Source organism: Acinetobacter sp. ANC 4973 (assembly GCF_002135275.1).
Classification (GTDB): domain Bacteria; phylum Pseudomonadota; class Gammaproteobacteria; order Pseudomonadales; family Moraxellaceae; genus Acinetobacter; species Acinetobacter kyonggiensis.
The window spans coordinates 55,582-76,623 of sequence record NZ_NEGM01000005.1 but is presented as its reverse complement, the minus strand read 5'-3'; the positions used below and the strand labels follow the sequence as shown (position 1 = coordinate 76,623).

General features: G+C 37.9%; 21 protein-coding genes. 9 read left to right on the top strand and 12 right to left on the bottom strand.

Translation table 11 applies throughout. The features are described 5' to 3' along the window. The first annotated feature begins 57 nt into the window (after positions 1–57). From B9T30_RS07690 to B9T30_RS07675, 4 genes are read left to right on the top strand one after another with little or no spacing between them, the layout of a single operon-like run. Positions 58–582 carry a low molecular weight protein-tyrosine-phosphatase gene (locus B9T30_RS07690; protein ID WP_086184456.1) on the top strand — a complete coding sequence of 175 codons (525 nt, stop codon included), beginning with the start codon at positions 58–60 and terminating at the stop codon, positions 580–582. Positions 583–595: 13 nt separating this feature from the next. Further along, complete coding sequence (murB, locus tag B9T30_RS07685; protein WP_086184455.1) at positions 596–1,630, top strand: UDP-N-acetylmuramate dehydrogenase; 1,035 nt, start codon at positions 596–598, stop codon at positions 1,628–1,630. Positions 1,631–1,636: 6 nt separating this feature from the next. Continuing rightward, positions 1,637–2,764 carry a YdcF family protein gene (locus B9T30_RS07680; RefSeq protein ID WP_086184454.1) on the top strand — a complete coding sequence of 376 codons (1,128 nt, stop codon included), beginning with the start codon at positions 1,637–1,639 and terminating at the stop codon, positions 2,762–2,764. Further along, positions 2,765–3,808 (top strand): alpha/beta hydrolase, encoded by a 1,044-nt coding sequence (locus B9T30_RS07675; RefSeq protein WP_086184453.1) that lies wholly within the window; start codon positions 2,765–2,767, stop codon positions 3,806–3,808. It abuts the gene before it with no gap. A gap of 488 nt (positions 3,809–4,296) precedes the next feature. Here the strand turns inward: B9T30_RS07675 and B9T30_RS07670 are convergent, their stop codons facing one another. Further along, positions 4,297–5,295: a helix-turn-helix transcriptional regulator gene (locus tag B9T30_RS07670; RefSeq protein ID WP_086184452.1), complete on the bottom strand. Its 999-nt coding sequence runs from the start codon at positions 5,293–5,295 to the stop codon at positions 4,297–4,299. A gap of 196 nt (positions 5,296–5,491) precedes the next feature. On the opposite strand from B9T30_RS07670, the gene B9T30_RS07665 reads away from it, so the two are divergent. From B9T30_RS07665 to B9T30_RS07650, 4 genes are read left to right on the top strand one after another with little or no spacing between them, the layout of a single operon-like run. Further along, positions 5,492–7,048 carry a circularly permuted type 2 ATP-grasp protein gene (locus B9T30_RS07665; protein ID WP_086184451.1) on the top strand — a complete coding sequence of 519 codons (1,557 nt, stop codon included), beginning with the start codon at positions 5,492–5,494 and terminating at the stop codon, positions 7,046–7,048. A gap of 24 nt (positions 7,049–7,072) precedes the next feature. Next, positions 7,073–7,675 carry an alpha-E domain-containing protein gene (locus B9T30_RS07660; RefSeq protein WP_086184450.1) on the top strand — a complete coding sequence of 201 codons (603 nt, stop codon included), beginning with the start codon at positions 7,073–7,075 and terminating at the stop codon, positions 7,673–7,675. Next, positions 7,672–8,451, top strand: coding sequence for a transglutaminase family protein (locus tag B9T30_RS07655; RefSeq protein WP_086184449.1), 780 nt, complete (start codon positions 7,672–7,674; stop codon positions 8,449–8,451). The genes B9T30_RS07660 and B9T30_RS07655 overlap by 4 nt, the downstream gene beginning before the upstream one ends. A gap of 26 nt (positions 8,452–8,477) precedes the next feature. Next, on the top strand, positions 8,478–9,212 hold the full coding sequence (locus B9T30_RS07650; RefSeq protein WP_086184448.1) for a proteasome-type protease: 735 nt from the start codon (positions 8,478–8,480) through the stop codon (positions 9,210–9,212). Positions 9,213–9,308: 96 nt separating this feature from the next. Here B9T30_RS07650 and alr read toward each other — a convergent pair whose 3' ends face one another. Next, positions 9,309–10,376, bottom strand: coding sequence for an alanine racemase (gene alr / locus B9T30_RS07645; RefSeq protein ID WP_086184447.1), 1,068 nt, complete (start codon positions 10,374–10,376; stop codon positions 9,309–9,311). 428 nt (positions 10,377–10,804) lie between these two features. Between alr and B9T30_RS07640 the strand changes: the two genes are divergently transcribed. Then, on the top strand, positions 10,805–11,221 hold the full coding sequence (locus B9T30_RS07640) for a DUF4259 domain-containing protein (RefSeq protein ID WP_086184446.1): 417 nt from the start codon (positions 10,805–10,807) through the stop codon (positions 11,219–11,221). A gap of 86 nt (positions 11,222–11,307) precedes the next feature. On the opposite strand, the gene dnaB is transcribed toward B9T30_RS07640, so the two are convergent. The 10 genes from dnaB to cyoB all read right to left on the bottom strand — a co-directional run bounded on the left by dnaB (position 11,308) and on the right by cyoB (position 21,041). Next, positions 11,308–12,753, bottom strand: a complete 1,446-nt coding sequence (dnaB, locus tag B9T30_RS07635; RefSeq protein WP_086165854.1) for a replicative DNA helicase — start codon at positions 12,751–12,753, stop codon at positions 11,308–11,310. Positions 12,754–13,005: 252 nt separating this feature from the next. Beyond that, positions 13,006–13,452 (bottom strand): 50S ribosomal protein L9, encoded by a 447-nt coding sequence (gene rplI, locus B9T30_RS07630; protein WP_004648824.1) that lies wholly within the window; start codon positions 13,450–13,452, stop codon positions 13,006–13,008. Positions 13,453–13,461: 9 nt separating this feature from the next. Next, entirely contained in the window at positions 13,462–13,689 is a 228-nt protein-coding gene (rpsR, locus tag B9T30_RS07625; protein ID WP_004676982.1) for a 30S ribosomal protein S18, read from the bottom strand. A gap of 11 nt (positions 13,690–13,700) precedes the next feature. Continuing rightward, complete coding sequence (rpsF, locus tag B9T30_RS07620; protein ID WP_004648827.1) at positions 13,701–14,087, bottom strand: 30S ribosomal protein S6; 387 nt, start codon at positions 14,085–14,087, stop codon at positions 13,701–13,703. A 144-nt stretch (positions 14,088–14,231) separates the two neighbouring features. Then, positions 14,232–14,984, bottom strand: coding sequence for a DUF3142 domain-containing protein (locus tag B9T30_RS07615; protein ID WP_086184445.1), 753 nt, complete (start codon positions 14,982–14,984; stop codon positions 14,232–14,234). A gap of 7 nt (positions 14,985–14,991) precedes the next feature. Next, entirely contained in the window at positions 14,992–17,103 is a 2,112-nt protein-coding gene (locus B9T30_RS07610) for a hypothetical protein (protein WP_086184444.1), read from the bottom strand. Between the two features lie 112 nt (positions 17,104–17,215). Next, positions 17,216–18,094 (bottom strand): heme o synthase, encoded by an 879-nt coding sequence (gene cyoE / locus B9T30_RS07605; RefSeq protein ID WP_086165857.1) that lies wholly within the window; start codon positions 18,092–18,094, stop codon positions 17,216–17,218. Between the two features lie 10 nt (positions 18,095–18,104). Further along, the gene (cyoD, locus tag B9T30_RS07600) at positions 18,105–18,431 is read right to left on the bottom strand and encodes a cytochrome o ubiquinol oxidase subunit IV (protein ID WP_004648831.1); all 327 of its coding nucleotides are present in this window, start codon (positions 18,429–18,431) and stop codon (positions 18,105–18,107) included. Then, positions 18,431–19,048, bottom strand: a complete 618-nt coding sequence (gene cyoC / locus B9T30_RS07595; protein ID WP_004648832.1) for a cytochrome o ubiquinol oxidase subunit III — start codon at positions 19,046–19,048, stop codon at positions 18,431–18,433. Before cyoC ends, cyoD begins: the two co-directional genes overlap by 1 nt. A gap of 4 nt (positions 19,049–19,052) precedes the next feature. Further along, complete coding sequence (gene cyoB / locus B9T30_RS07590) at positions 19,053–21,041, bottom strand: cytochrome o ubiquinol oxidase subunit I (RefSeq protein ID WP_004648833.1); 1,989 nt, start codon at positions 21,039–21,041, stop codon at positions 19,053–19,055. Position 21,042: the final 1 nt, after the last annotated feature.

Sequence of the window (21,042 nt, the reverse complement as noted above, 5' to 3'; positions counted from 1 at the left end):
TCCTATAAATAACTTAACATAAGACACCTGAAAATAAAGCTGTTATCGAGGTTGTTTATGTCATCCCAAACGCCATATAAGGTGTTATGTGTCTGTTTAGGAAATATTTGCCGTTCTCCAACGGCAGAAGTTGTACTTAGACATTTTTGTGATAAACAACAACTCAATATTGTCATTGATTCTGCTGGAACCAGTAATTATCATCCAAACAAAGCACCCGATGGGCGTAGTCAACAACATGCTTTAAAACGTGGCTATGACTTGTCTACATTACGGGCTCGTCAACTCAAAGCTCAAGATTTTATTGATTTTGATCTAATCTTAGGGATGGATCATGAAAATTTATTCAATATTGAAGCGCTTTTAACTCAAGTTCAGACAGAATATGGTGCCAGTCAGATTCGGGCAAAAATTGCATTGATGAGTGAATATGATCAAACTTATCTCAAACAAGCCTTACCAGATCCCTACTATGGCGGGGAAGATGGTTTTGAACGTGTATTAGATCAGTGTGAATCGAGTAGTTTGGCTTGGGTCACTATTTTTAAACAACAGTTCAAACAACAGACAGATGTAAAATAAAGGTTTAAGAACAATGAATATCCAAAATCAAATTCAGCTTAAGCCTTTTAATACCTTAAGTCTTGATGTAACAGCATCGCATTACATCAAAGTTCAAAGTAATGAAGTATTAGTTAAAGCACTCAATTATGCCAAACAACATTCGTTAAATGTTTTGATTTTGTCTGGCGGTAGCAATATGTTATTGCCTGAACAGATTCATGCACTGGTGATTCATATGGATATTCAGGGCATTGAATATCTTACTGAAGATGAGCACAGTAAAACCATTCGTGTGGGTGCAGGACAAATATGGCATGACTTTGTGTTATGGACGACTTCTCAGCATTTATACGGCTTACAAAATTTAGCTTTAATTCCCGGTTTAGTCGGTGCATCTCCAGTGCAAAATATTGGTGCTTATGGCGTTGAAGTCGGTGAGTTTATTGAATCTGTTCAAGTTTATGATCGTCAATTGGAAAAGTTCAGCACCATTTTTGCAAAAGATTGTGATTTTTCATATCGACATAGTATTTTCAAAGATGATCCAAACCGTTTTGTGATTACGCATGTGATTTTTAAATTGCTTAAGCATGCGGATTTAATGCTGAATTATGGTGATTTGAAGCAAGCGGTGGGTGATGAACAAACTGCGGAGAATCTGCAAAAGCAAGTGATTGAAATCCGTCAAAGCAAGTTACCCGATCCCAAAGAATATCCTAACGTCGGAAGTTTCTTTAAAAATCCGATTATTACAGAACAGCTTTATGACCATTTAGCGTTAACATTTTCAAAGTTGCCTCATTACCCTCAAGCGAAAGGTGGGGTTAAAATAGCGGCAGGATGGTTGATTGATCAATCGGGTTGGAAAGGTAAACAGCTCGGGATGGTGGGTATGTTTCATAAACAAGCCTTGGTTTTGGTCAATTATGACAAGGCTACGTTGGCAGATGTACAAGCAACCTATCATGCAGTACAACACGATGTTTATCAAAAATTTAACATTTTATTAGAGCCTGAACCTGTATTGTTTAATGAGTCAGGTTTAATTCGTTCACATTTGGAATAAGAAACTATGGCGAAAGCACATTGGATGGTTCGACTGGTACAAATAGCTTCTGTGTTATTTGTACTGTTCGGCTGTTTTATGGTTTTGATTTATTCGCCATTTTATTCGCAGTGGGTTGTGAAGGGGCTGAATCATTTTGTTCCTGTCGAAGTCAATCAAGTTGCAGCAAAAAGCCAACAAATGGCAGCATTAAGTGAACATGAAAATTTAGAACCCGGTTCTAAACTGTGGATTGCACGCCAAGCCTATTTAAAGTTGATGGAAGAAGCGATACAAAGCCACAATTCTCAAGATTTGACTGTGATTCAAGCGCGGTATAAAGCCTTGCAACAAATGATTGAGGAAGCACAACAGCAAGAAAAGGATGAACAGGAAAAACCACGTATTCCATTGCTTGCAAAAACAGTGGATGAGGAAGTAGAACAAGCAGATCCCACACAAGTGGTCAAAGATTTATTGGATTTGAACAGTACTGAAAATAAAGCGTTAATGGAAAAATATGTAGAATTTCTTCGCACGCATAAAATTGCAGAGCAAGTGGTTGCTCAAGAACCTGTAGATGAAACGATTTATCAAGATATTGCATTAATTCATGAACAGAATGCACAGCCTCAACCGCAAAGTTCAAAACCTTATGCCATTGTGGTATTGGGTGGAGGACTGACTTTAGATAAGAATGGTCAAGATATTGTGGTCAATGATTACACGCGGCTACGCTTAGAAAAGACTTTAGCGATAGAAAAACAATATCAATTACCGATTGTTTTAAGTGGTGTAGAAGCACCTTATATGCAGCGATGGTTAAAGAAATATGATGTGGATGCAAAATTACTGGAAGATCGAAGCATGAATACTTGTGAAAACTCGCGTTTTAGCTCGTTATTATTACAAAAAAAGGGTGGAGCACCGAGGGTGATTTTAATCACAGATCGTTATCATATGCCGCGTACACGTCGTTTATTTGCACTAAATGGTATTGAAACCGTACCTGTTGAAGCACCGATGCCTACACAGTTGACCAACTGGCGTCCAAGTCAGCAGAATTATGATCATAGTCGCCGTGCGAATTATGAAATGTTAGCCACGATTCGTGATGTTTGGTTTGGTTCAAGTGATTGTCGGGAGGTGCCTTAAATGTCAGATATCCCATTTTTAAATCCAACGATTTTAAAACAGTTAGATTTACCAGTTCCGAGTCGAGAAACCACACCACAATTACTGGAAGCATTAAATCTAAATCGGCCTTATCAACCTTCGGTTGAAATTCAAGCTTATCGTAAGTTGTATGGTTTAAATTTATTAGCCTGTGAGCAGTGGCAAGGCTATGTGCAAATGCCTTTATTTAAGTTGCATGTCCAAGTCTTTCAACCGCATTTAGAAAACCTACCTTTTGATCAAATACGTGGGACGGTATTTTTACTGCATGGTTATTTAGAACATAGTGGTATTTATCAGCCGATTATTGCTGAATTGCTGGAACAGGGTTTTAGTGTAATCACCTATGATTTACCCGGTCATGGTTTAAGTGACGGTTCACCTGCGAATATTAAAAACTTTGATCATTACCAACATGTTCTACATGCGGTATATCAATATGTGAAAAATGCCAGTCAATTGCCTAAACCGTGGTTGGGTATTGGACAAAGTACAGGTGGTGCAATTTGGCTGCATCATTTGTTAGATTTTGCACAGCGCCGTGAAAACCCTTATGTAGAGCGCGTTTTATTACTTTCTCCATTGATTCGACCTGCGAAATCTGCTTGGTGGCATAATTCGGTTGGCTTGGGCATTATTCGACGCATTAAACGTCAAGTGCCACGTCATTTTAGACGCAATAACCACAATCCTGAGTTTCTACGCTTTGTACGGTTAAAAGACCCTTTACAGCCACGGATGATGGGCATGGATTGGATTTTAGCGATGTCTAAATGGATGCAAGAGATGGAAGCGCGTCCGGCCTGTCGTATTCCTGTATGGTTGGCACAAGGTGCCTTAGATGAGACGGTTGACTGGCGTTACAATATTGAGTTTATTCGGCGTAAATTTCGACTTCAAACCTTATTGATGTTGGAAGAAGGTTCTCATCAATTGATTAATGAACGTGCCGATATTCGTGCAGCATTGACTGGCCTAATTCCTGCCTTTTTACATGCACAAAGTTCAGATGGTTATTATTAAAACTTTATCGTAGTTTTGATATAGAAAGAGGTCAGATTAATATGACCTCTTTTTTTGATTAAAATATGGGTTTTTAGATCAGAAAAATTTTAAATAAGAAATAAGGTTTTACTTATTTGAGTTTTACATACGTTTTGATTTATACCCGCGATTTGATAAAAGTTCACAATAAATGCTTAATAAAAATTCAGCTTTAATTTGCTGATCTTATGATTTTTCAAAAGTTTTATGCTGTATTACATTGGTTTTAGTTTAGTCACAAGAGGTCGTTAATATGACAATGAAATCAATTCGGTATAACAGTGGAGATCTGGCTTGCTAAAGCTTAACTGCACAACTAAAACCAACAATCATCAAACTTTATATCGGGGTGCAAAAATAAAGTTTGATGGCTTTTTCCGACAATGTAACGACAATAAAACAAACATACAACGATAATGCTTTTGGAGTCCCAGCAATTGGGACTTTTTTTATTTCAATGACTTGGTTTAATCCGTAAGTTGACGTACTGCATTAGAAAGGTCAATCGGTTCAATATGTTGAATTTTGTTGCCAAAGCTTCTTAACCACCAAACCAGTTGTGAAGTAAAGGGTACTGTAGCGGTAATTTGTGCTAAACCATTTTCCAGTTTTTGTATGGTTTGGTCTTTGCTGAGTTGGCTTTCATCAAAATAGTGCGCATCTTCTTCGGACATGGTTAATTCTAAAGCAATATTTTCGGTTGCCTTGTTATAATCTACTCTAAAACCTAATGCGCCAGAGTCAATATAAGCATCAATGTCAAAGTGAATTGGATGCATTGCGCGTGAGTTTAAAACAATGGCTGATTTAAAACGGTGCAAGGCAAAAGTTTGAATATCGGTTTTATCATGGCGAGTACAAATTAAATAAATAATCGCACCTTTTTGTACCAGTGCTAAAGGATTTAAAGTATAGGTTTTTTCTTCACTTAAATGACTACGTCCTTGATAAACACACTCTAATTGTTTGTCTTGCAGTAAACCTTCATAAATAGCTTGTTGAGCGAATTTATCAACTAAAGGTGGAATAAGCGGCTGATTCGCTGGAACAATACGAACACGATTAATCCATTGGCGGACATTGTTTTGAGTGGATAAGCTACGACGTGCCAAATCAAACCATGGATTCATCTCTTCAATTAGACTTGGTGGCAGTAAGTGTTTTAAATGTTCTTCTACCATCATGAACGTCACCGCTTGAGAGCTGGTCATATGCGGTAAACTTTGAATAGGTGCATCTGAACGCCAACGCCAGCCTTGAGGAACCGTTTTACTACTTTCAATAGGAAAACGTAGCGAGATTTGATTTAAATCACGCTGAATGGTGCGTAGGCTGATATCAATACCTTCACGTTGCAAAATTTCTTGTAATTCTCGAGTACCCATCCACTTCCCAGTAGAAAGGCGAGATAAAATTTGCCATTGACGGTACAGACTGTTGGATGTTTCTTTTTCTTGTGAAGACATAACTGAAATTAAAAATCGAGTAGCTTGTTTATATCTGCATTGCTTGCTGAACACAATAAAAAAACTGAATATTTTTCCAAGCTTTTCCAATGAGAACAATCTATATTGGATGAATAAAGAGGCAAAAGTGTTTATAGCTAATTGGCATGCTTGTTGCTTAATTTTACTTACAATAGATAACAATGATGAGGTTTGTATGCTTAAAGAAGATAAAGATACAAATTCGATTTCGACGCTAGAACGTTTTCCTAATGATATGGGATTAAATGTTAATGTAGCTGGAGCAACTCAATTTACAACATCATCAAAAGAAAACACTTTATTTCAACAACTTAAGTCACATTTTTTCAACGAATTGCTTGATGATCACAGCATGTCGGGTGAAACCTGTAACAAAATAGAGCAGTGGTTATCACAACATAGCATTGAGGAATTAAAATCATTAAATCAAACCGCTAAAGATCATTTTTTATATGAGGGGATTACTTTTACCGTATATGGTGAATCTGAGGGGATTGAACGGACTATTCCATATGATTTAATCCCACGGGTGATTGAGAAAAAGCAATGGAATAAAGTCGCACTTGGCTGTGCACAACGGGTTCGCGCACTAAATTTATTTTTACATGATATTTACCATCAACAAGATATTTTAAAAGCCAATATTGTACCTGAATTACAGGTACTGACGCATCAAGCCTATCAACCGCATATGTATGCACACGACTTGAAAGGTAAAATTTATAGTCAAATTAGCGGTATTGATATTATTCGTGACCGACATGGTGAGTTCTATGTTTTAGAAGACAATTTAAGAACACCTTCGGGCGTTTCTTATATGTTGGAAAGTCGCAAAATCAGTCAGAAGCTCATGCCTGAATTATGTCAGCAAAATAATATTTTAGGTGTTGAGCAATATCCACAATTACTCAAAGAAATTTTGGCTGAAAATGCCTATGTAGACCGACCTTTTATCGTGGTACTTACGCCCGGACGTTATAACAGTGCGTATTATGAACATTCCTTCTTGGCAAGGGAAATGGATGTGCCTTTAGTGACATCACGTGACCTTTTTGTAGAGAACGATAAGGTTTATGTCAAAACGATTCGTGGAAGACAGCAGGTTGATGTAATTTATCGTCGAGTCGATGATGAATATTTAGATCCTTTATGCTTTCTGCCTAATAGCTCATTAGGTGTTGCTGGCTTAATGTCGGCTTATTTAAATCACAATGTCGTGATTGCAAATGCACCCGGTACAGGCGTGGCTGATGATAAATCAATCTATCCATATGTGGATAAAATGATTCATTTTTACTTGGGCGAGGATGCAATTTTAAAAAATGTACCGACATATCAATGCCGCGAAGCTCAAGATTTAGATTATGTGTTATCTAACTTAGCCGAGTTGGTGGTGAAGGAAGCTCAAGGTTCGGGAGGCTATGGTATGTTGATTGGTCCACAATCCTCGAAAAATCAAATTGAACTATTTCGAGACAAAATTATTGCTGCGCCGCATTTGTATATTGCGCAGCCGACTTTAGAGTTATCTGTTTGTCCAACAATGACAGACTATGGTGTGGCAGAGCGTCATATTGATTTACGCCCATTTGTTTTAAGTTCGCCATATCGTACTGAAATCGTTCCGGGTGGCTTAACACGTGTGGCGATGCAAGCCGGTTCTTTAGTTGTGAATTCTTCACAAGGTGGTGGAGTTAAAGACACATGGGTTGTTGATAATCTTCATTCATAAACACTTAACCATGGGGGTGAAATCATGATTTTATTAAATAGCAATGCTCAACATATTTTTTGGTTAGGTCGATATTTAACCCGTATTCAATATTTATGTGGTCAATTTCCATTTCATGATAACCAAGATGCATTGGGATATGCACATGCTTTTTGCTTGCCAGCTTTTGATGCGAGCTCATTGAATACTTTATTATTGGATACAGAGCAACCTTCATCTTTTCACCAACAATTTCAATATGCAAAAGATAATGTACAAGATTTACGTGGGGTACTTTCCGCAAAAGCCTATGCTGAACTGAATCAGCTCATTAAAAATGCCAATGAAAATGCAGCATATATATGTGATGTTACTGGAGAATGTCATGAGGTTTTAGAAGCGGAGCCTGAAGATATTTTCCTATTTTTCACTTTGGGTCAAAATATAGAACAGTTAGACCGACAAATTCGTTTGAAACAAGAGCAGGTGAGCACACTCGAAAATATTGATCAGATTGTCAGTTTTTTACATCAGATTGGTTGGAATGGACTGGATCATGCATGGCAGCAACTCAAATTAACCCCAGATAGTATGAATTTTTATCAATTTAGTGATCATATTCAACATTTATTTGAGGTGGATGTATGAAGTTGATGATTAATCACCAAACTCACTATACCTATAGCGATCAGGCATGTAACAGCATTCAATATATTAAAATGACCCCGATGAGCAATGTACATCAGCAGGTTCATTATTGGGATGTGAGTGTGCCAGGTCAGAAAGAAGTTAAAGCGGATGTATTTAATAATATTTGGATTACCAGTTCACAGCGACAACCCTATCAGCAAATGACGATTATGGCGCAGGGGATCATCGAGATGAATCCTCATACCCAATTTGGGATTGATACAGCCATCAATCCAAATTTATTTTTACAGCCGACAGCAAATACTTTGTGTAATGCTGAAATGAAAGATTTCGCCAAGCGTCATGTTCCGTATTTAACACGAGAACATTTAATTAATTTGTCTGCTGCGGTGTTACAGCATATTCCTTACGTGCCTGATCAGACTTCAGTACAAACATCTGCTATTGATGCCTTCCAACATCGGCAAGGTGTGTGTCAAGATCATAGCCATGTCTTTATCGCCATGTGTAAGTATTTGGGTTTACCTGCACGTTATGTATCAGGGTATTTATTTGTACCAAATACTTCTCACCTTGCAAGTCATGCTTGGGCAGAAGTTTTTTTTGAAAATACGTGGTATTGTTTTGATACAAGTAACCAATTATTTGCACTAAATTCACATATTTATGTGGCTATAGGTCGTGATTATTGGGATGTTGCACCTGTTCGAGGTATAAGAGAGCGTGGTGGTATTGAGTCTATGAATTCTATTGTTCAAGTACTCGCTTGCTGAAAATTTGAAGGTCATAGGAGCTGTTAATGACGTATTGTTGTGCGCTACGTTTGAAAGATGGATTAGTTTTTGTTAGTGATACGCGTACCAATGCGGGTGTAGATCATATTTCGGTATTTCGTAAGCTCTATACTTTTGGTGTAGAAGGCGAGCGATTTATAAGCATACAAACATCTGGTAATTTAGCGACAACTCAAGCAGTCATTAGTCATCTAAATAATCATTTAGAACTTAAGCAAGAACCGAATTTATATAGTGTGAATACGATGTTTGAGATTGCAGAGTTGGTCGGTCAAACATTGAGAAAAGTGATTGCAGATATCACGGTAGACCCTGATGAGCACAATAATTATTCGTGTAGCCTATTGCTTGGTGGGCAAATTAAAGGTGCAGATATGCAACTTTATAATGTTTATTCTCAGGGTAACTTTATTAATGCAACAGAAGATACACCGTACTTTCAAATCGGAGAAAGTAAATATGGTAAGCCCATATTAGATAGAGCCTTGGTTTATGAAATGCCTTTAGATGAGGCAGTACGGTGTTGTTTAATTTCTTTTGATTCTACTTTACGTTCTAATGTCTCAGTTGGAATGCCATTAGATACGATTGTTTATAAAAAAGATTCATTGCATATTCCAAATGGTAAACGTATCTATGAAGAAGATCCATATTTTAGGCAGCTGAGTAAACAATGGTCAGATACTTTACGTCGTGGTGTGCAAGAATTGCCAATCCCGACCAATGATTATTTAGAATAATATTTTGCTATTTATGGTAAGAATATAGAGATTAGCTTAGCGACTGAGTTTAATAAAAAACCCAAGTTAAACTTGGGTTTTTTGAACTTCAATTCTTTACTTTCTGATTGGGCGAGCACTTAAACGGCATAAGAGTTCATAGCCAATGGTGCCATTAGCTTCTGCAACATCATCAACCAAGCGGTTTTTACCCCAAAGTTCGACTTCAGTTCCTAAAGGTGCATTTAAGCCAGTGACATCAATGGCAATCATATCCATAGCGACACGACCAACCACAGGTGTGGTTTTGCCCTGAATGGAAACATAGTTTTGTTTTGGAAAGGCACGTGGATAGCCATCACCATAGCCAATTGAAACAATTGCAAGCTGCATTTCTTCAGTTGCAACAAAGTGCGAACCATAACCTACAGATTCACCTGCTTGGATGGTATTTAATGCAATAACTGCTGCGGTGAAGGTCATGACGGGTTTAAGATCTAAATCATTAGCCGTTTGATCTGCAAATGGAGAGGCACCATACAGCATAATACCGGGGCGAACAAAGTCAAAATTCAATTCAGGCCATTTGAAAATTGCGGCTGAGTTACAGCACGAAGCCATTATTGGAGCACAAGCTTCTTTGACGTGTAAGAATTGATTTTTTTGTTGTTCATTTAAAGGATGATCTTTAGCATCTGCATTGGCAAAATGCATGGCAAGAACACAGGTAAAACCTTCTGCTTTTAGTGTATTAATCACTTCAATAATTTCAGCTGCTTTAAAACCTAAGCGGTTCATACCACTATTTAGTTTGACCCAAACTTTTAAGTTTTTAGCAATATAGGCATCTTTATGTGCCCGTAGCCAATCCAATTGTTGATGATGATGTACGATACACTCAATATTATTGTCAACCACAACCTGCATTTCATCTTCAGAAAAGACGCCTTCAATGAGTGTAATGGGTTGTTGATAGCCGAGTTCTCGAATCTCAAGTGCCTCTTCAAGACAGGCGACACCAAAAGCATCCGTTCCACCTAAGGCTGCCAAACAGTCTTTGACTCCATGTCCATAAGCATTGGCTTTAACCATACTTACAATTTGAGCAGTTGGTGCAAGTTGTTTAACACGGTTTAAATTATATTGCAGTGCTTCTCTGTCAATATAAACTGTTGCTTGGCGCACCCTCGTTACTCCTTGGGGTTACAAATATTACATTACGAGAGGGCAAAACCCAGACGTTAAATGAATTTTTGAGAGATTTAAATGAAGAATTTCAGTGGGATTGATAAAATATTTATCATGAAAATATTGAATTATTGTAGTCCTCTCAGTTGAAAATGGACATAAGTTTAAATAATTTTATTGAAAGTTAATTTAGACCAAACCCAGACTTTGCATATAACTTTTTGGGGCTTAATAATTTTTCAGCATTTTATTTTAGTCTAACGAGTCGTAAATTTAGTTTAGCAATTGAATTTTACTGACTCGTTATTTTTTGGATAGAAAATATCAATAAACCTTTGTTTTAATTTGGTTTTAAAGAAAAATTTAAGTAAACTTTAAAAAAGAGCGATAACAAAATTCTCTATTGATAAAAAAAGGACATAATTATGGGTGCTTGGTCACATGAACCATTTGGTAATGATACTGCAAACGATTGGGCTGATGAATTAGAGGAAAGTTCGGATTTTTCAATCGTTGAAAAAGCTTTTAATCAAATTATTGAATCTGCGGAAGAATACATTGATGCGGATATTGCTTGTGAGGCCCATGCAGCAGCAGAGGTGCTTGCTCAAGCTTTGGGAAAGGGGACACAAGATGATGCTTATACTGAAAAAGTTGATGCGTGGTTAACAAAACTGACGATTAAACCTCATGATCTTCTGATTCCCAAAGCACTTCAAGCATTGGGTTTATTGACCACTGAAGATTCAGAGCTAGATGAGCTTTGGCAAGATTCAGAGGAATATAGCCAGTGGAAAGCAAATATCGATGAATTAAAAGAACTTTTAAAAGCTAAACTTTAGATGTTTTTATTTATATTTAATTTAAGCGGGTAATAAAAAAACGGACAAATAAATGTCCGTTTTTTTATTTTTGGAGCATGTAGAAATTATTCTTCATCATTATATTGAGAATAAAACTCAGGTGACAGGTTGCTAAAGCGCGTATATTGACCTTCAAAAGCCAAGCGAACAGTACCAATTGGGCCGTTACGTTGTTTACCAATAATGATTTCCGCTGTGCCTGCTTCTTTGGATTCTTTGTTATAAACCTCATCACGGTAAATAAACATAATTAAGTCGGCATCTTGTTCAATTGCACCAGATTCACGAAGATCGGACATCACAGGACGTTTATTGGGTCTGTTTTCCAGTGAACGGTTGAGCTGAGATAATGCAATCACAGGGCACATCATTTCTTTCGCCAGAGCTTTTAAGCTTCGTGAAATTTCTGAGATCTCACCGACACGGTTATCCCCCATACCTGGAACTTTCATCAATTGTAAGTAGTCGACCATAATACAGCCAATTTTACCACCATGCATTTTGGCAATACGACGCGCTCGCGCTCGTAATTCTGTCGGTGGTAGGGCTGAAGAATCATCAATATATAGGTGTTTTTCCTGCAATTGCAAAATGGTGCCAGTCACTTTCGACCATTCATCACCATCTAATTTACCAGAACGTAAGTGTCCTTGATGAACCTTGCCGTAAGCTGAAATTAAACGCATGGCGATTGAATCTGCGGGCATCTCCATGGAGAAAACCAGCGCGGGTAAGTCACAGTTAAATAAAACACTTTCTACTAAGTTCATTGCGAACGTGGTTTTACCCATAGAAGGACGTGCAGCAACAATAATCAAATCACCTGATTGCATGCCAGATGTTTTGTTATCAAGCTCCATAAAACCTGAAGTTAAACCTGTAATGCTGCCTTCCATTTGTGAAAGTTCATTTAACTTGTCAAAAACATCGGCAACGACGGCATTGATTGGTTTTGGCCCTTGAGCTTTAGCATTGTTATTATGTTGTTCAGCAATCGAGAAAATATTCGTTTCTGCTAAATCTAAAATTTCACTCACACTGCGACCTTTGGTGTCATAGGCATTTTGTAAAATTTCAGAGCTGACTTTAATCATGCTACGCAAGGTTGAAAATTCTTTAATTTTATTGGCATAGGTTTCTAAGTTGTAAAAACTAGAAGGGGAATCTGCCATCAATTGCATCAAATATTCTTCACCACCTACAGCATCCAATAGGTTTTGTTTGATGAGCCAATCATTGACTAAAACGGCATCGTAAGGTGAGTTTTCTTGAGTTAGTTTTTCAATCGCACGAAAAATATATTTATGTCGTGTCGCATAAAAATCATTTTCACTGAGTACATCGCCAACTTGTTCAAAAGATTCAGCCACCGTCATCAGTGCTGCAAGTACAGCCTGCTCAATTGCTAAGTTGTGCGGTGGAGTACGAAACTCTTTTAATTGGCTAGGCTCATTACTTTTATTATCTACTTTTGATGCGTTTAGCGTAGCATTGGCATTCGCCTGTGACATATAAAACCCTAATTTTAAATGCAATAAATGAGTAATTTAGAAAGATGGCACGAAGAATAAAATTTCAAATATTTTCGTATAAATAGATCATACGCACTCTTAAAAAAAATGCGAATCGAAAATTTCATTCATCTAAAAGCAGTCAAAATAAGTTGTGCTAACTACTTGTTGTTAAAGCGACATAAGCTATTTTGACTATTTTCAGAAATAAAAAAAGAGCATGCAAAAGCATGCTCTTTTTCTTGCAGAAAATTACTCAGATACGATAGTAACGAGAACTTCAGCAACAACATCATGATGCAATTGGATTGCGATGTTGAATTCGCCAGTGTGACGAAGTGCACCGTTCGGTAAACGAACTTCTGCACGGTCAACTTCAAGACCAGCATTTGTCAACGCGTCAGCGATGTCACGAGTACCGATAGAACCGAATAGTTTACCTTCGTCACCAGCTTTCGCAGTGATTACGATGTTAACTTCGTCTAATTGGTCAGCACGTGCTTGAGCAGCAGCTAAAACATCAGCTTCAGCTTTCTCAAGTTCAGCACGACGAGCTTCAAAAGCAGCAGTATTCGACTCAGTCGCTGCTACTGCTTGACCTTGAGGGATAAGGTAGTTGCGGCCGTAACCAGCTTTAACTGAAACTTTATCGCCTAATTTACCAAGGTTTTTAATGCGTTGTAGTAAGATAATATCCACAGCTCAACCTCACTTATGATTGTCAGTGTAAGGGATCAAAGCCAAGTAACGAGCTTGTTTAATAGCAAGCGCTAATTGACGTTGGTAACGAGCTTTAGTACCTGTAATACGGCTAGGAACAATTTTGCCGTTTTCAGTGATGTACTGTTTTAAAGTATCGATATCTTTGTAGTCGATGTAAGCAACTTTCTCAGCTGTAAAGCGGCAGAACTTGCGACGACGGTAAAAACGTGCCATTTATGTTCTCCTTATGCTTCAGCAGAATCTTGAGATTGTTGTGCTTCTTCACGTTGTGCTTTACGCGCACGTTTTTCTTCAGCACTTTTAGCAAGCAATGACTCTTCAGTGATTGCATGTTCACGACGAATAATAACATTACGAAGGATTGCATCGTTATAACGGAACAATTCTTCTAATTCATTAAGCGTAGTTTGACCACATTCAACATTCATTAAAATGTAGTGAGCTTTATGAATTTTGTTAATCGGGTAAGCCAATTGACGGCGGCCCCAATCTTCTAAACGGTGAATTTGACCTTCAGCTTCTTTGATGTGAGTTAGGTAACGTTCTACCATACCCACAACTTGATCGCTTTGGTCTGGATGTACCAAAAGTACGATTTCGTAGTGACGCATTGTCAGCTCCTTACGGTTTATACAGCCTCTAAATAAATTCGGAGGCAAGGAGTCACAACCGAGGTTGTGTCGCAAAATTTGCGAAGCGTGAATTTTAGTGGTTTTAAGCTGAAATTACAAGAGCAGCTTTCTGAAATACTGAATTTATATACGTGGCTTCGAGCGTAATAGAAAAACCACATAGCCTTTAAGTTGAGGATCTTGCTGTATAAAAGCCGGATTTGTCCATGCACCATTTTGTACCAGCCCGACTTTATAGGGTAAATGCAGAGTAGAAATTCGTTTTAAGTAGGCCTGATAATTTGGAATTGTACTTGTACCTTGATAAGTTTGGATCACCAATTCATTAATATTCTGCCGTAGTAAATCTAGAGTCTGTGAATCTTGAACATTGGTCCAGTCAAGTAATCCCGTAATGCTGATTTGATATTGTTTCGGCAATTGCTTTCTTAATGTTTGAAGAAATAGGGCATATTGCTTTAGATTTTTTGTCTTTGCATCGAAATCAATTTGAATGCCTTGAATTTGATTTCCGGCATTTTCCCATTGTTTGATGCGTTTTAAAATTTTTTCTAATTCAAGTTCTTGCCAGTTTAAATGATGGTTTCGATAGACCAGCCAAACTTTTTGGTGCGGTATTTTTAAAATCGAGATACCTTGAGGCGTCAATATTGAATTTTGTGTCGATTGATCTAAACGGATTTCGCCTTGTAAAATATAAAGTTCTTTGGCTTGCTTTAAATAAGCAGCAGTAGAAATATCGCCCCAAATCCAAAAACTAGCGTATTGATTGGCATCAACTATAGTTTTAGATGAAGCAGATTGACTCGGTTGGCATGCGATTAAACTCAAGCTACAAAGTAAAACAACAATAATCGAGTGAATCCGCTGTAGCATCTGACATTTACCAATAGAATTTTAATGATTCTGCCCAAGTTGTATTGGGATAATCACGTTTAATTTGATCGAACCATTGTTTTCTTACGGATTTTTCAACCTCTTGATCTTGGCAATCATTTAAACCTGAGGGTGCATAACATTGGATTGCACGATAAAGTGCGTAGGCTTTTAATTCACCATTGGGCTGAGTTTTAATTATATCTTTATAGACTTGTCCACGAGTGAATATAGAACCTTGGAAAGTTGGGTTTTGCTTCTCGCTATAAGTGAATGCGCTGAGCATATAACCATTTTCACTTCTAAAATATTCACCCAAACATAGTCGTAAATTTAAGTCTTGAGGGGTGTCTGCCAGTTTTTGAGTCAAGGTTTTTAAATCAGAACACTTGATTTGTGGGGTAATGGTTGTTCCTTTCCAAATAAAATTGGCTAAAGGTGGCTGACTACGAAATTTTTCAGCAGTGTTTTCGGTATGATTAAACTGGCTAATATGGTTTGGTAGGGCTGCATAAGCCTGATTAAATAAATGGTAATTTTGATGGACTAAAGATTTATTTAGGGCTGTATATAAGGCTAAATTTTTATGCTCTGTACTTGTTGTGGTCTGAATGATTTTCATCAGACTATCTTCATTGGCAGATTCAGAAATAAAGCTTTTTTGTAAAGAGGCCTGTTTAATTTTGGCATTTGAACCGATAAAAGCATCTACATTTTGTTGTTTTAAATAATAAGGATATAGCGTTAATTCAAATAACCCACGTTGATCAGCTGTTTTTGCTTTTGCGAGGAAGGATTCCCAATAGTGTTGTGTAGATTGAGGCTTTTCTAATTTTTCAATAATTCTTCCTTTTAGAAAAACCTGACTGAGTTGTAGATAGTTGTTTATAGCACTGGGATTATCTTTAGGAAGTAAATTTAAGGCCTCTTGCGGTTTATTTTGAATAAAGAATAAATGATTGGCCTGTAAATACTGAAACAGTTTAGGTTGGTTTTTAAATGTTTCTTTTTGACTATTGAGCTGTGTCCATGTGATGACTTTATCATCTACTGTTTCTGGCTTACGCATTTGCATTAAGTCATAAATGGCCAGAAACAGAGGGTCCTTTAAATTTTGAACTTTAAAGTTAGTATTTTGAAAAACATGGCGATCTATTTCATAAGCGATATTATCCATTTCAAGATTATAAAATTTCGATTTGGGGTTGTTAATTTGCCATGCAAGTTCATTAACCAATAAATCATGTCGACCACTTAACCAGTAACCACGTCGTAATAGGCCACGTGCACTGGCGGCATATTCCCTGTTTGGGTATAGCGTTAGATATTGAGTGATACTGTTAAAGAATGCTTTAAGTAGGGTTTGATTGAGTTTCTCTCGTTGAAGATCGCCATATTCCCCAACGCCACTTTGAAAAGCAGCATTTAGATTACTGCGAATAAGCATGTACTGAGCTGTTTCTTTTAACCAAGGATTGTTTATATTGGTTAATAGTGAGTAAATTTTAGTTGCTGTAGAAAAGTTGGTATTATAAAAAGCAATTGTTGCATTTAAATAGGATGCATATTGACGAGTGGTCACTGCCCAGTTTGGATTAACATTAATTAAACTAATTTGTTTTTCACATTCAGAAATTTTGTTGCGTTCACGAATTAAGATTTCTTTTTCGGCTGTAGGTACGGTTTGATCATTTTTCACCTGTTGAATAAAATCAGAACCACCTTTGGTCATGGAATTACAATGTTCTTGATAAGGATCTATATCTGTTGCCACAAACTTACGTGCATTGGATGATCTATTTTGAGCAGATGAGGTGAGTTGTTTGGTTTCAAAAGGAACATCACTATAGCTGGTATCCCAAAGCGAGCTTTTTTCAGTTGTGATTGAAATGCTGACTAAATTTAAATCACTGAGTAATAATAATAAATTGGTTTGGTTGTCGTTGGCAGGCGTAAGGGCGGGTAAATTATTACAAGCTGTATATTCGTTGTTTTGAAGGGCGGTGCTGGGTTCACAGGAAGTGTCAGCACCAGCATAGCCAAAGTTTGAATAAAAAATACATACTGGAAATAAAGAAGTAAAAATAGTGTGGCGTAATATATTAAGTTTAGAATTCATATGGAAAAAGTAACTTTATAATTTTGGTTGTAATATTAGCAACTTGATTGTTGTAGTGAAATAATTCTAGAAGTAAAAAATAAAAAAAAGATAGAGTAGAACTCTATCTTTTTTAAAAAAACACGATTTTTGTTGCGGGTACTTGCGAAGTGAAACTAAAGCATAAACTCACAATTGTAATGAGAATAACCGAAAATAGGAAAAAACGTTTTGCCCATAGTTGGTCATTTTCAGCTTTAAATCCAAGTACACCAATATAAAACCAGTAAATACATAACGCATTTAGAATGACAAGATAAAGCCAATTTGTATAACCATATACATATAAAGCATTCATCGAGATGGTAAATAAAACAACATAAATCAGTGATTCAATTTTAGTACGTAAAATAGAACGTGCTACAGGAAGAATCGGAACACCTGCATTTTTGTAGTCATCAAAACGATATACTGCAATTGCCCACGAATGTGGCATTTGCCAAAGTGCATAACCAATAAAAAGAATTAAGGCAGCTAAGTCAAATTCATGGCTAACAGCGGTATATCCAATCACTGGTGGGCTTGCACCAGAAATACTTCCGATAACGGTTTGGTGAATTGTTGTGCGTTTTGTCCAGAGGCTATAAAAAACCACATAAACTACAAAACCAATCACCGCAAATAAAAAAGCGTACGCATTTACCCAGAACCATAAAATGCTAAAACCAATCGCACCCAATACAAAAGCATAAGCTAGAGCAATAGAGGGAGAAATCGTTTTTTGAACTAGAGCGCGGTTTTGTGTGCGCTGCATTTTGTGGTCGATGTCTTGGTCAATAACGTTATTGACCACACAACCAGAGGCAACAACTAAAGTTGTACCAAGGAGGGTAATAAGCAATAAAAGGAAATCTACAGAACCTTGAGCGGCTAAGAAATAGCCGCCCAAAGTGGTAACAAAGTTACCAAAGAGAATTCCTGGTTTAGTCAGGAATATATACTTTTTCAGCATGACAATCAGTTTAGATCATCATGTTGTAGTGAAGGTAGTTCATGATCCATACAGAACCAATGAGCAATACCGCAATACACAGTACTGTGTAGATAAATGCAATCACGTTCCAACGTTGTTCAGAAGACGAGTTCATGTGCAAGAAGAACATGAGCTGTACAAGAACCTGAGCAACTGCAGTAATAGCAATTACAGTAACCAAAATACCACGTCCAAAGCCACCGCTCATAACCATTCCAAAAGGAATAAGAGTAAGAGCAACTGACAAAATGAAACCAATAGTATATTGCTTCACGTTACCGTGCGATGCACCAGCAGAGTTGTGATCGTGACTCATTAGAGAACTCCCATCAAATAAACGACGCTGAATACACAGATCCAAACGATGTCAAGGAAGTGCCAGAACAAGCTTAGGCAAGCAAGACGACGAGTGTTTGGAAGAGTCAAACCATTTTTCTTGATTTGAATCATCAAAATGATCATCCATACCAAACCCGAAGTTACGTGAATACCGTGCGTACCTACTAATGTAAAGAACGACGATAAGAACGCACTTGTGCTTGGGCCATGACCAGCATGAACTAAGTGATTGAACTCATAAAGTTCCATACCAATGAAGGCAGCACCAAATAACCATGTAATGATTAACCAAGTTAAAACTTGGCTAACATTTTTTTTGTATGCAGCAAGTACGGCAAAACCGAATGTTACAGAAGAGATAAGGAGAGCGAAAGTTTCAGTTAAAACGAAACCTAAAGACTCACCAAAAAGCTCTTTTGCACTTGGAGTACCCATTGGAATGTGACTGCTTAATACAGCGAACGCAATGAAGAGTGTCCCGAATAGGATCAAGTCACTCATCAAGTAAGTCCAGAAACCAAAGACGGTGATGTCGGTATCATCGTGGTGATGATCATCATGTCCATGGTTGTCGTGATGAAGTACTTCAGCCATTGTCTTAGTCCTTCTTCAAGTGTTTTTCAAGAATCGCATAGCGTTCGTTTTCAATGCGTTCTACTTCAGCAGCAGGCACATAGTAATCCACTTCTTTCGTGAATGAACTTACGATAAACGAAACGATAGCACCAATGAATCCAACAGCAGCTAACCACCAGATATGCCAGATTAAAGCGAAGCCCATAACAGTAATGAACATTGCAATAACAAAACCAGCAGCACGATTAGTTGGCATGTGTACATCTTCATACGACGTAGGACGCGCGTATGCAACACCGTTTTCTTTGTCAGTCCAGAAGCGGTCGATACCGTCAGCTTGTGGTACATGAGCAAAGTTATAGAACGGAGCAGGTGAAGAAGTAGCCCACTCTAATGTGCGAGCATCCCATGGATCGCCAGTCAAATCGAGATTGTCGTTGCGTTGTAAGAAACCAACAATGATTTGCATTAAGAAACATGCAATACCAATCGCGATAAGGATAGCACCAAACAAAGCGATAGCGATGTATGGATCCCATTCTGGGTTGTCATATGTATTCAGACGACGTGTCATACCCATGAAACCAAGGATATAAAGTGGCATGAATGCAAAGTAGAAGCCGAAGAACCAGAACCAGAAAGCTGCTTTACCCCAAGCTTCATTGAGCTTCCAACCAAACATTTTTGGCCAGTAGAAAATGATACCTGCGAACATTGCAAATACTACACCACCAATAATTACGTTATGGAAGTGAGCAATCAAGAATAACGAGTTATGTACTAAGAAGTCCGCTGGTGGAACTGCCATTAATACACCTGTTAAACCACCGATACCAAAAGTCACAAGGAAGCCAAGTGTCCATAGCATTGGTGTTGTAAAGGTAATACGACCCTTGTACATGGTGAATAACCAAGAGAAGATTTTCACACCAGTCGGAATCGCAATAACCATGGTCATGATACCGAAGAACGCGTTAACGTTGGCACCAGCACCCATTGTAAAGAAGTGGTGAACCCATACTACGAACGCAAGTACTGTGATCGCAATAGTCGCATAAACCATTGATTTGTAACCAAACAATGCTTTACGAGAGAAAGTGGATACAACTTCAGAGTAAATACCAAATGCTGGTAATACTAAGATGTATACTTCTGGGTGACCCCAAGTCCAAATCAAGTTTACATACAACATTGGGCTACCACCCAAGTCATTTGTAAAGAAGTGGAAGTCGAAGTAACGGTCAAGGGTTAACATTGCAATCGTTGCAGTTAACACTGGGAAAGATGCGATGATCAATACAGACGTACAAAGTGCAGTCCAAGTAAAGATCGGCATATCCATAAGTGTCATGCCAGGTGCACGCATTTTAATGATGGTAACAAAGAAGTTAACACCCGTTAAAAGAGTACCTAAACCTGAAACCTGAAGTGCCCAAATGTAGTAGTCTACACCTACGCCAGGAGAATATTCGATACCTGAAAGAGGAGGATAAGCCATCCAACCAGTCGCAGCGAATTCACCAAGTGCAAGAGAGGCCATCATGAGACCCGCAGCGCCGGCAAATAACCAGAAGCTTAAAGAGTTCAATAATGGGAAGGCAACGTCACGAGCACCGATCTGTAAAGGTACAGAGATGTTCATTAAGCCGACAACAAGACCCATTGCAACGAAGAAGATCATAATTACGCCATGGGCAGTAAAAATCTGATCGTAATGTTCAGGGTGTAAATAGCCTTCACCACCACCTCGTGCGAGGAACTGCTGAAGACGCATCATGATTGCATCTGCGAAGCCACGAAGTAACATGACTACAGATACCAAGATATACATGATACCAATTTTTTTATGGTCTACAGAAGTGAACCATTCAGTCCACAAGTAATTCCATTTTTTAAAGTAGGTGATCCCTGCAACAGCAGCAAGGCCACCTAGGATCATCATTGCAACAGTTACCAATACGATTGGATCGTATGGAATTGCATCTGGTCCTAACTTACCTAAAAAGCTCATG

What these genes read in the sequence shown, in the direction of transcription:
- B9T30_RS07690 (WP_086184456.1), top strand. Translation starts at nt 58, where the DNA reads ATGTCATCCCAAACGCCATATAAGGTGTTATGTGTCTGTTTAGGAAAT.
- B9T30_RS07640 (WP_086184446.1), top strand. Translation starts at nt 10,805, where the DNA reads ATGGGTGCTTGGTCACATGAACCATTTGGTAATGATACTGCAAACGAT.
- B9T30_RS07660 (WP_086184450.1), top strand. Translation starts at nt 7,073, where the DNA reads ATGATTTTATTAAATAGCAATGCTCAACATATTTTTTGGTTAGGTCGA.
- B9T30_RS07670 (WP_086184452.1), bottom strand. Translation starts at nt 5,295, where the DNA reads ATGTCTTCACAAGAAAAAGAAACATCCAACAGTCTGTACCGTCAATGG.
- B9T30_RS07665 (WP_086184451.1), top strand. Translation starts at nt 5,492, where the DNA reads ATGCTTAAAGAAGATAAAGATACAAATTCGATTTCGACGCTAGAACGT.
- B9T30_RS07650 (WP_086184448.1), top strand. Translation starts at nt 8,478, where the DNA reads ATGACGTATTGTTGTGCGCTACGTTTGAAAGATGGATTAGTTTTTGTT.
- B9T30_RS07610 (WP_086184444.1), bottom strand. Translation starts at nt 17,103, where the DNA reads ATGAATTCTAAACTTAATATATTACGCCACACTATTTTTACTTCTTTA.
- B9T30_RS07615 (WP_086184445.1), bottom strand. Translation starts at nt 14,984, where the DNA reads ATGCTACAGCGGATTCACTCGATTATTGTTGTTTTACTTTGTAGCTTG.
- B9T30_RS07655 (WP_086184449.1), top strand. Translation starts at nt 7,672, where the DNA reads ATGAAGTTGATGATTAATCACCAAACTCACTATACCTATAGCGATCAG.
- dnaB (WP_086165854.1), bottom strand. Translation starts at nt 12,753, where the DNA reads ATGTCACAGGCGAATGCCAATGCTACGCTAAACGCATCAAAAGTAGAT.
- murB (WP_086184455.1), top strand. Translation starts at nt 596, where the DNA reads ATGAATATCCAAAATCAAATTCAGCTTAAGCCTTTTAATACCTTAAGT.
- cyoD (WP_004648831.1), bottom strand. Translation starts at nt 18,431, where the DNA reads ATGAGTCACGATCACAACTCTGCTGGTGCATCGCACGGTAACGTGAAG.
- rpsR (WP_004676982.1), bottom strand. Translation starts at nt 13,689, where the DNA reads ATGGCACGTTTTTACCGTCGTCGCAAGTTCTGCCGCTTTACAGCTGAG.
- cyoB (WP_004648833.1), bottom strand. Translation starts at nt 21,041, where the DNA reads ATGAGCTTTTTAGGTAAGTTAGGACCAGATGCAATTCCATACGATCCA.
- rpsF (WP_004648827.1), bottom strand. Translation starts at nt 14,087, where the DNA reads ATGCGTCACTACGAAATCGTACTTTTGGTACATCCAGACCAAAGCGAT.
- cyoE (WP_086165857.1), bottom strand. Translation starts at nt 18,094, where the DNA reads ATGCTGAAAAAGTATATATTCCTGACTAAACCAGGAATTCTCTTTGGT.
- B9T30_RS07675 (WP_086184453.1), top strand. Translation starts at nt 2,765, where the DNA reads ATGTCAGATATCCCATTTTTAAATCCAACGATTTTAAAACAGTTAGAT.
- B9T30_RS07680 (WP_086184454.1), top strand. Translation starts at nt 1,637, where the DNA reads ATGGCGAAAGCACATTGGATGGTTCGACTGGTACAAATAGCTTCTGTG.
- cyoC (WP_004648832.1), bottom strand. Translation starts at nt 19,048, where the DNA reads ATGGCTGAAGTACTTCATCACGACAACCATGGACATGATGATCATCAC.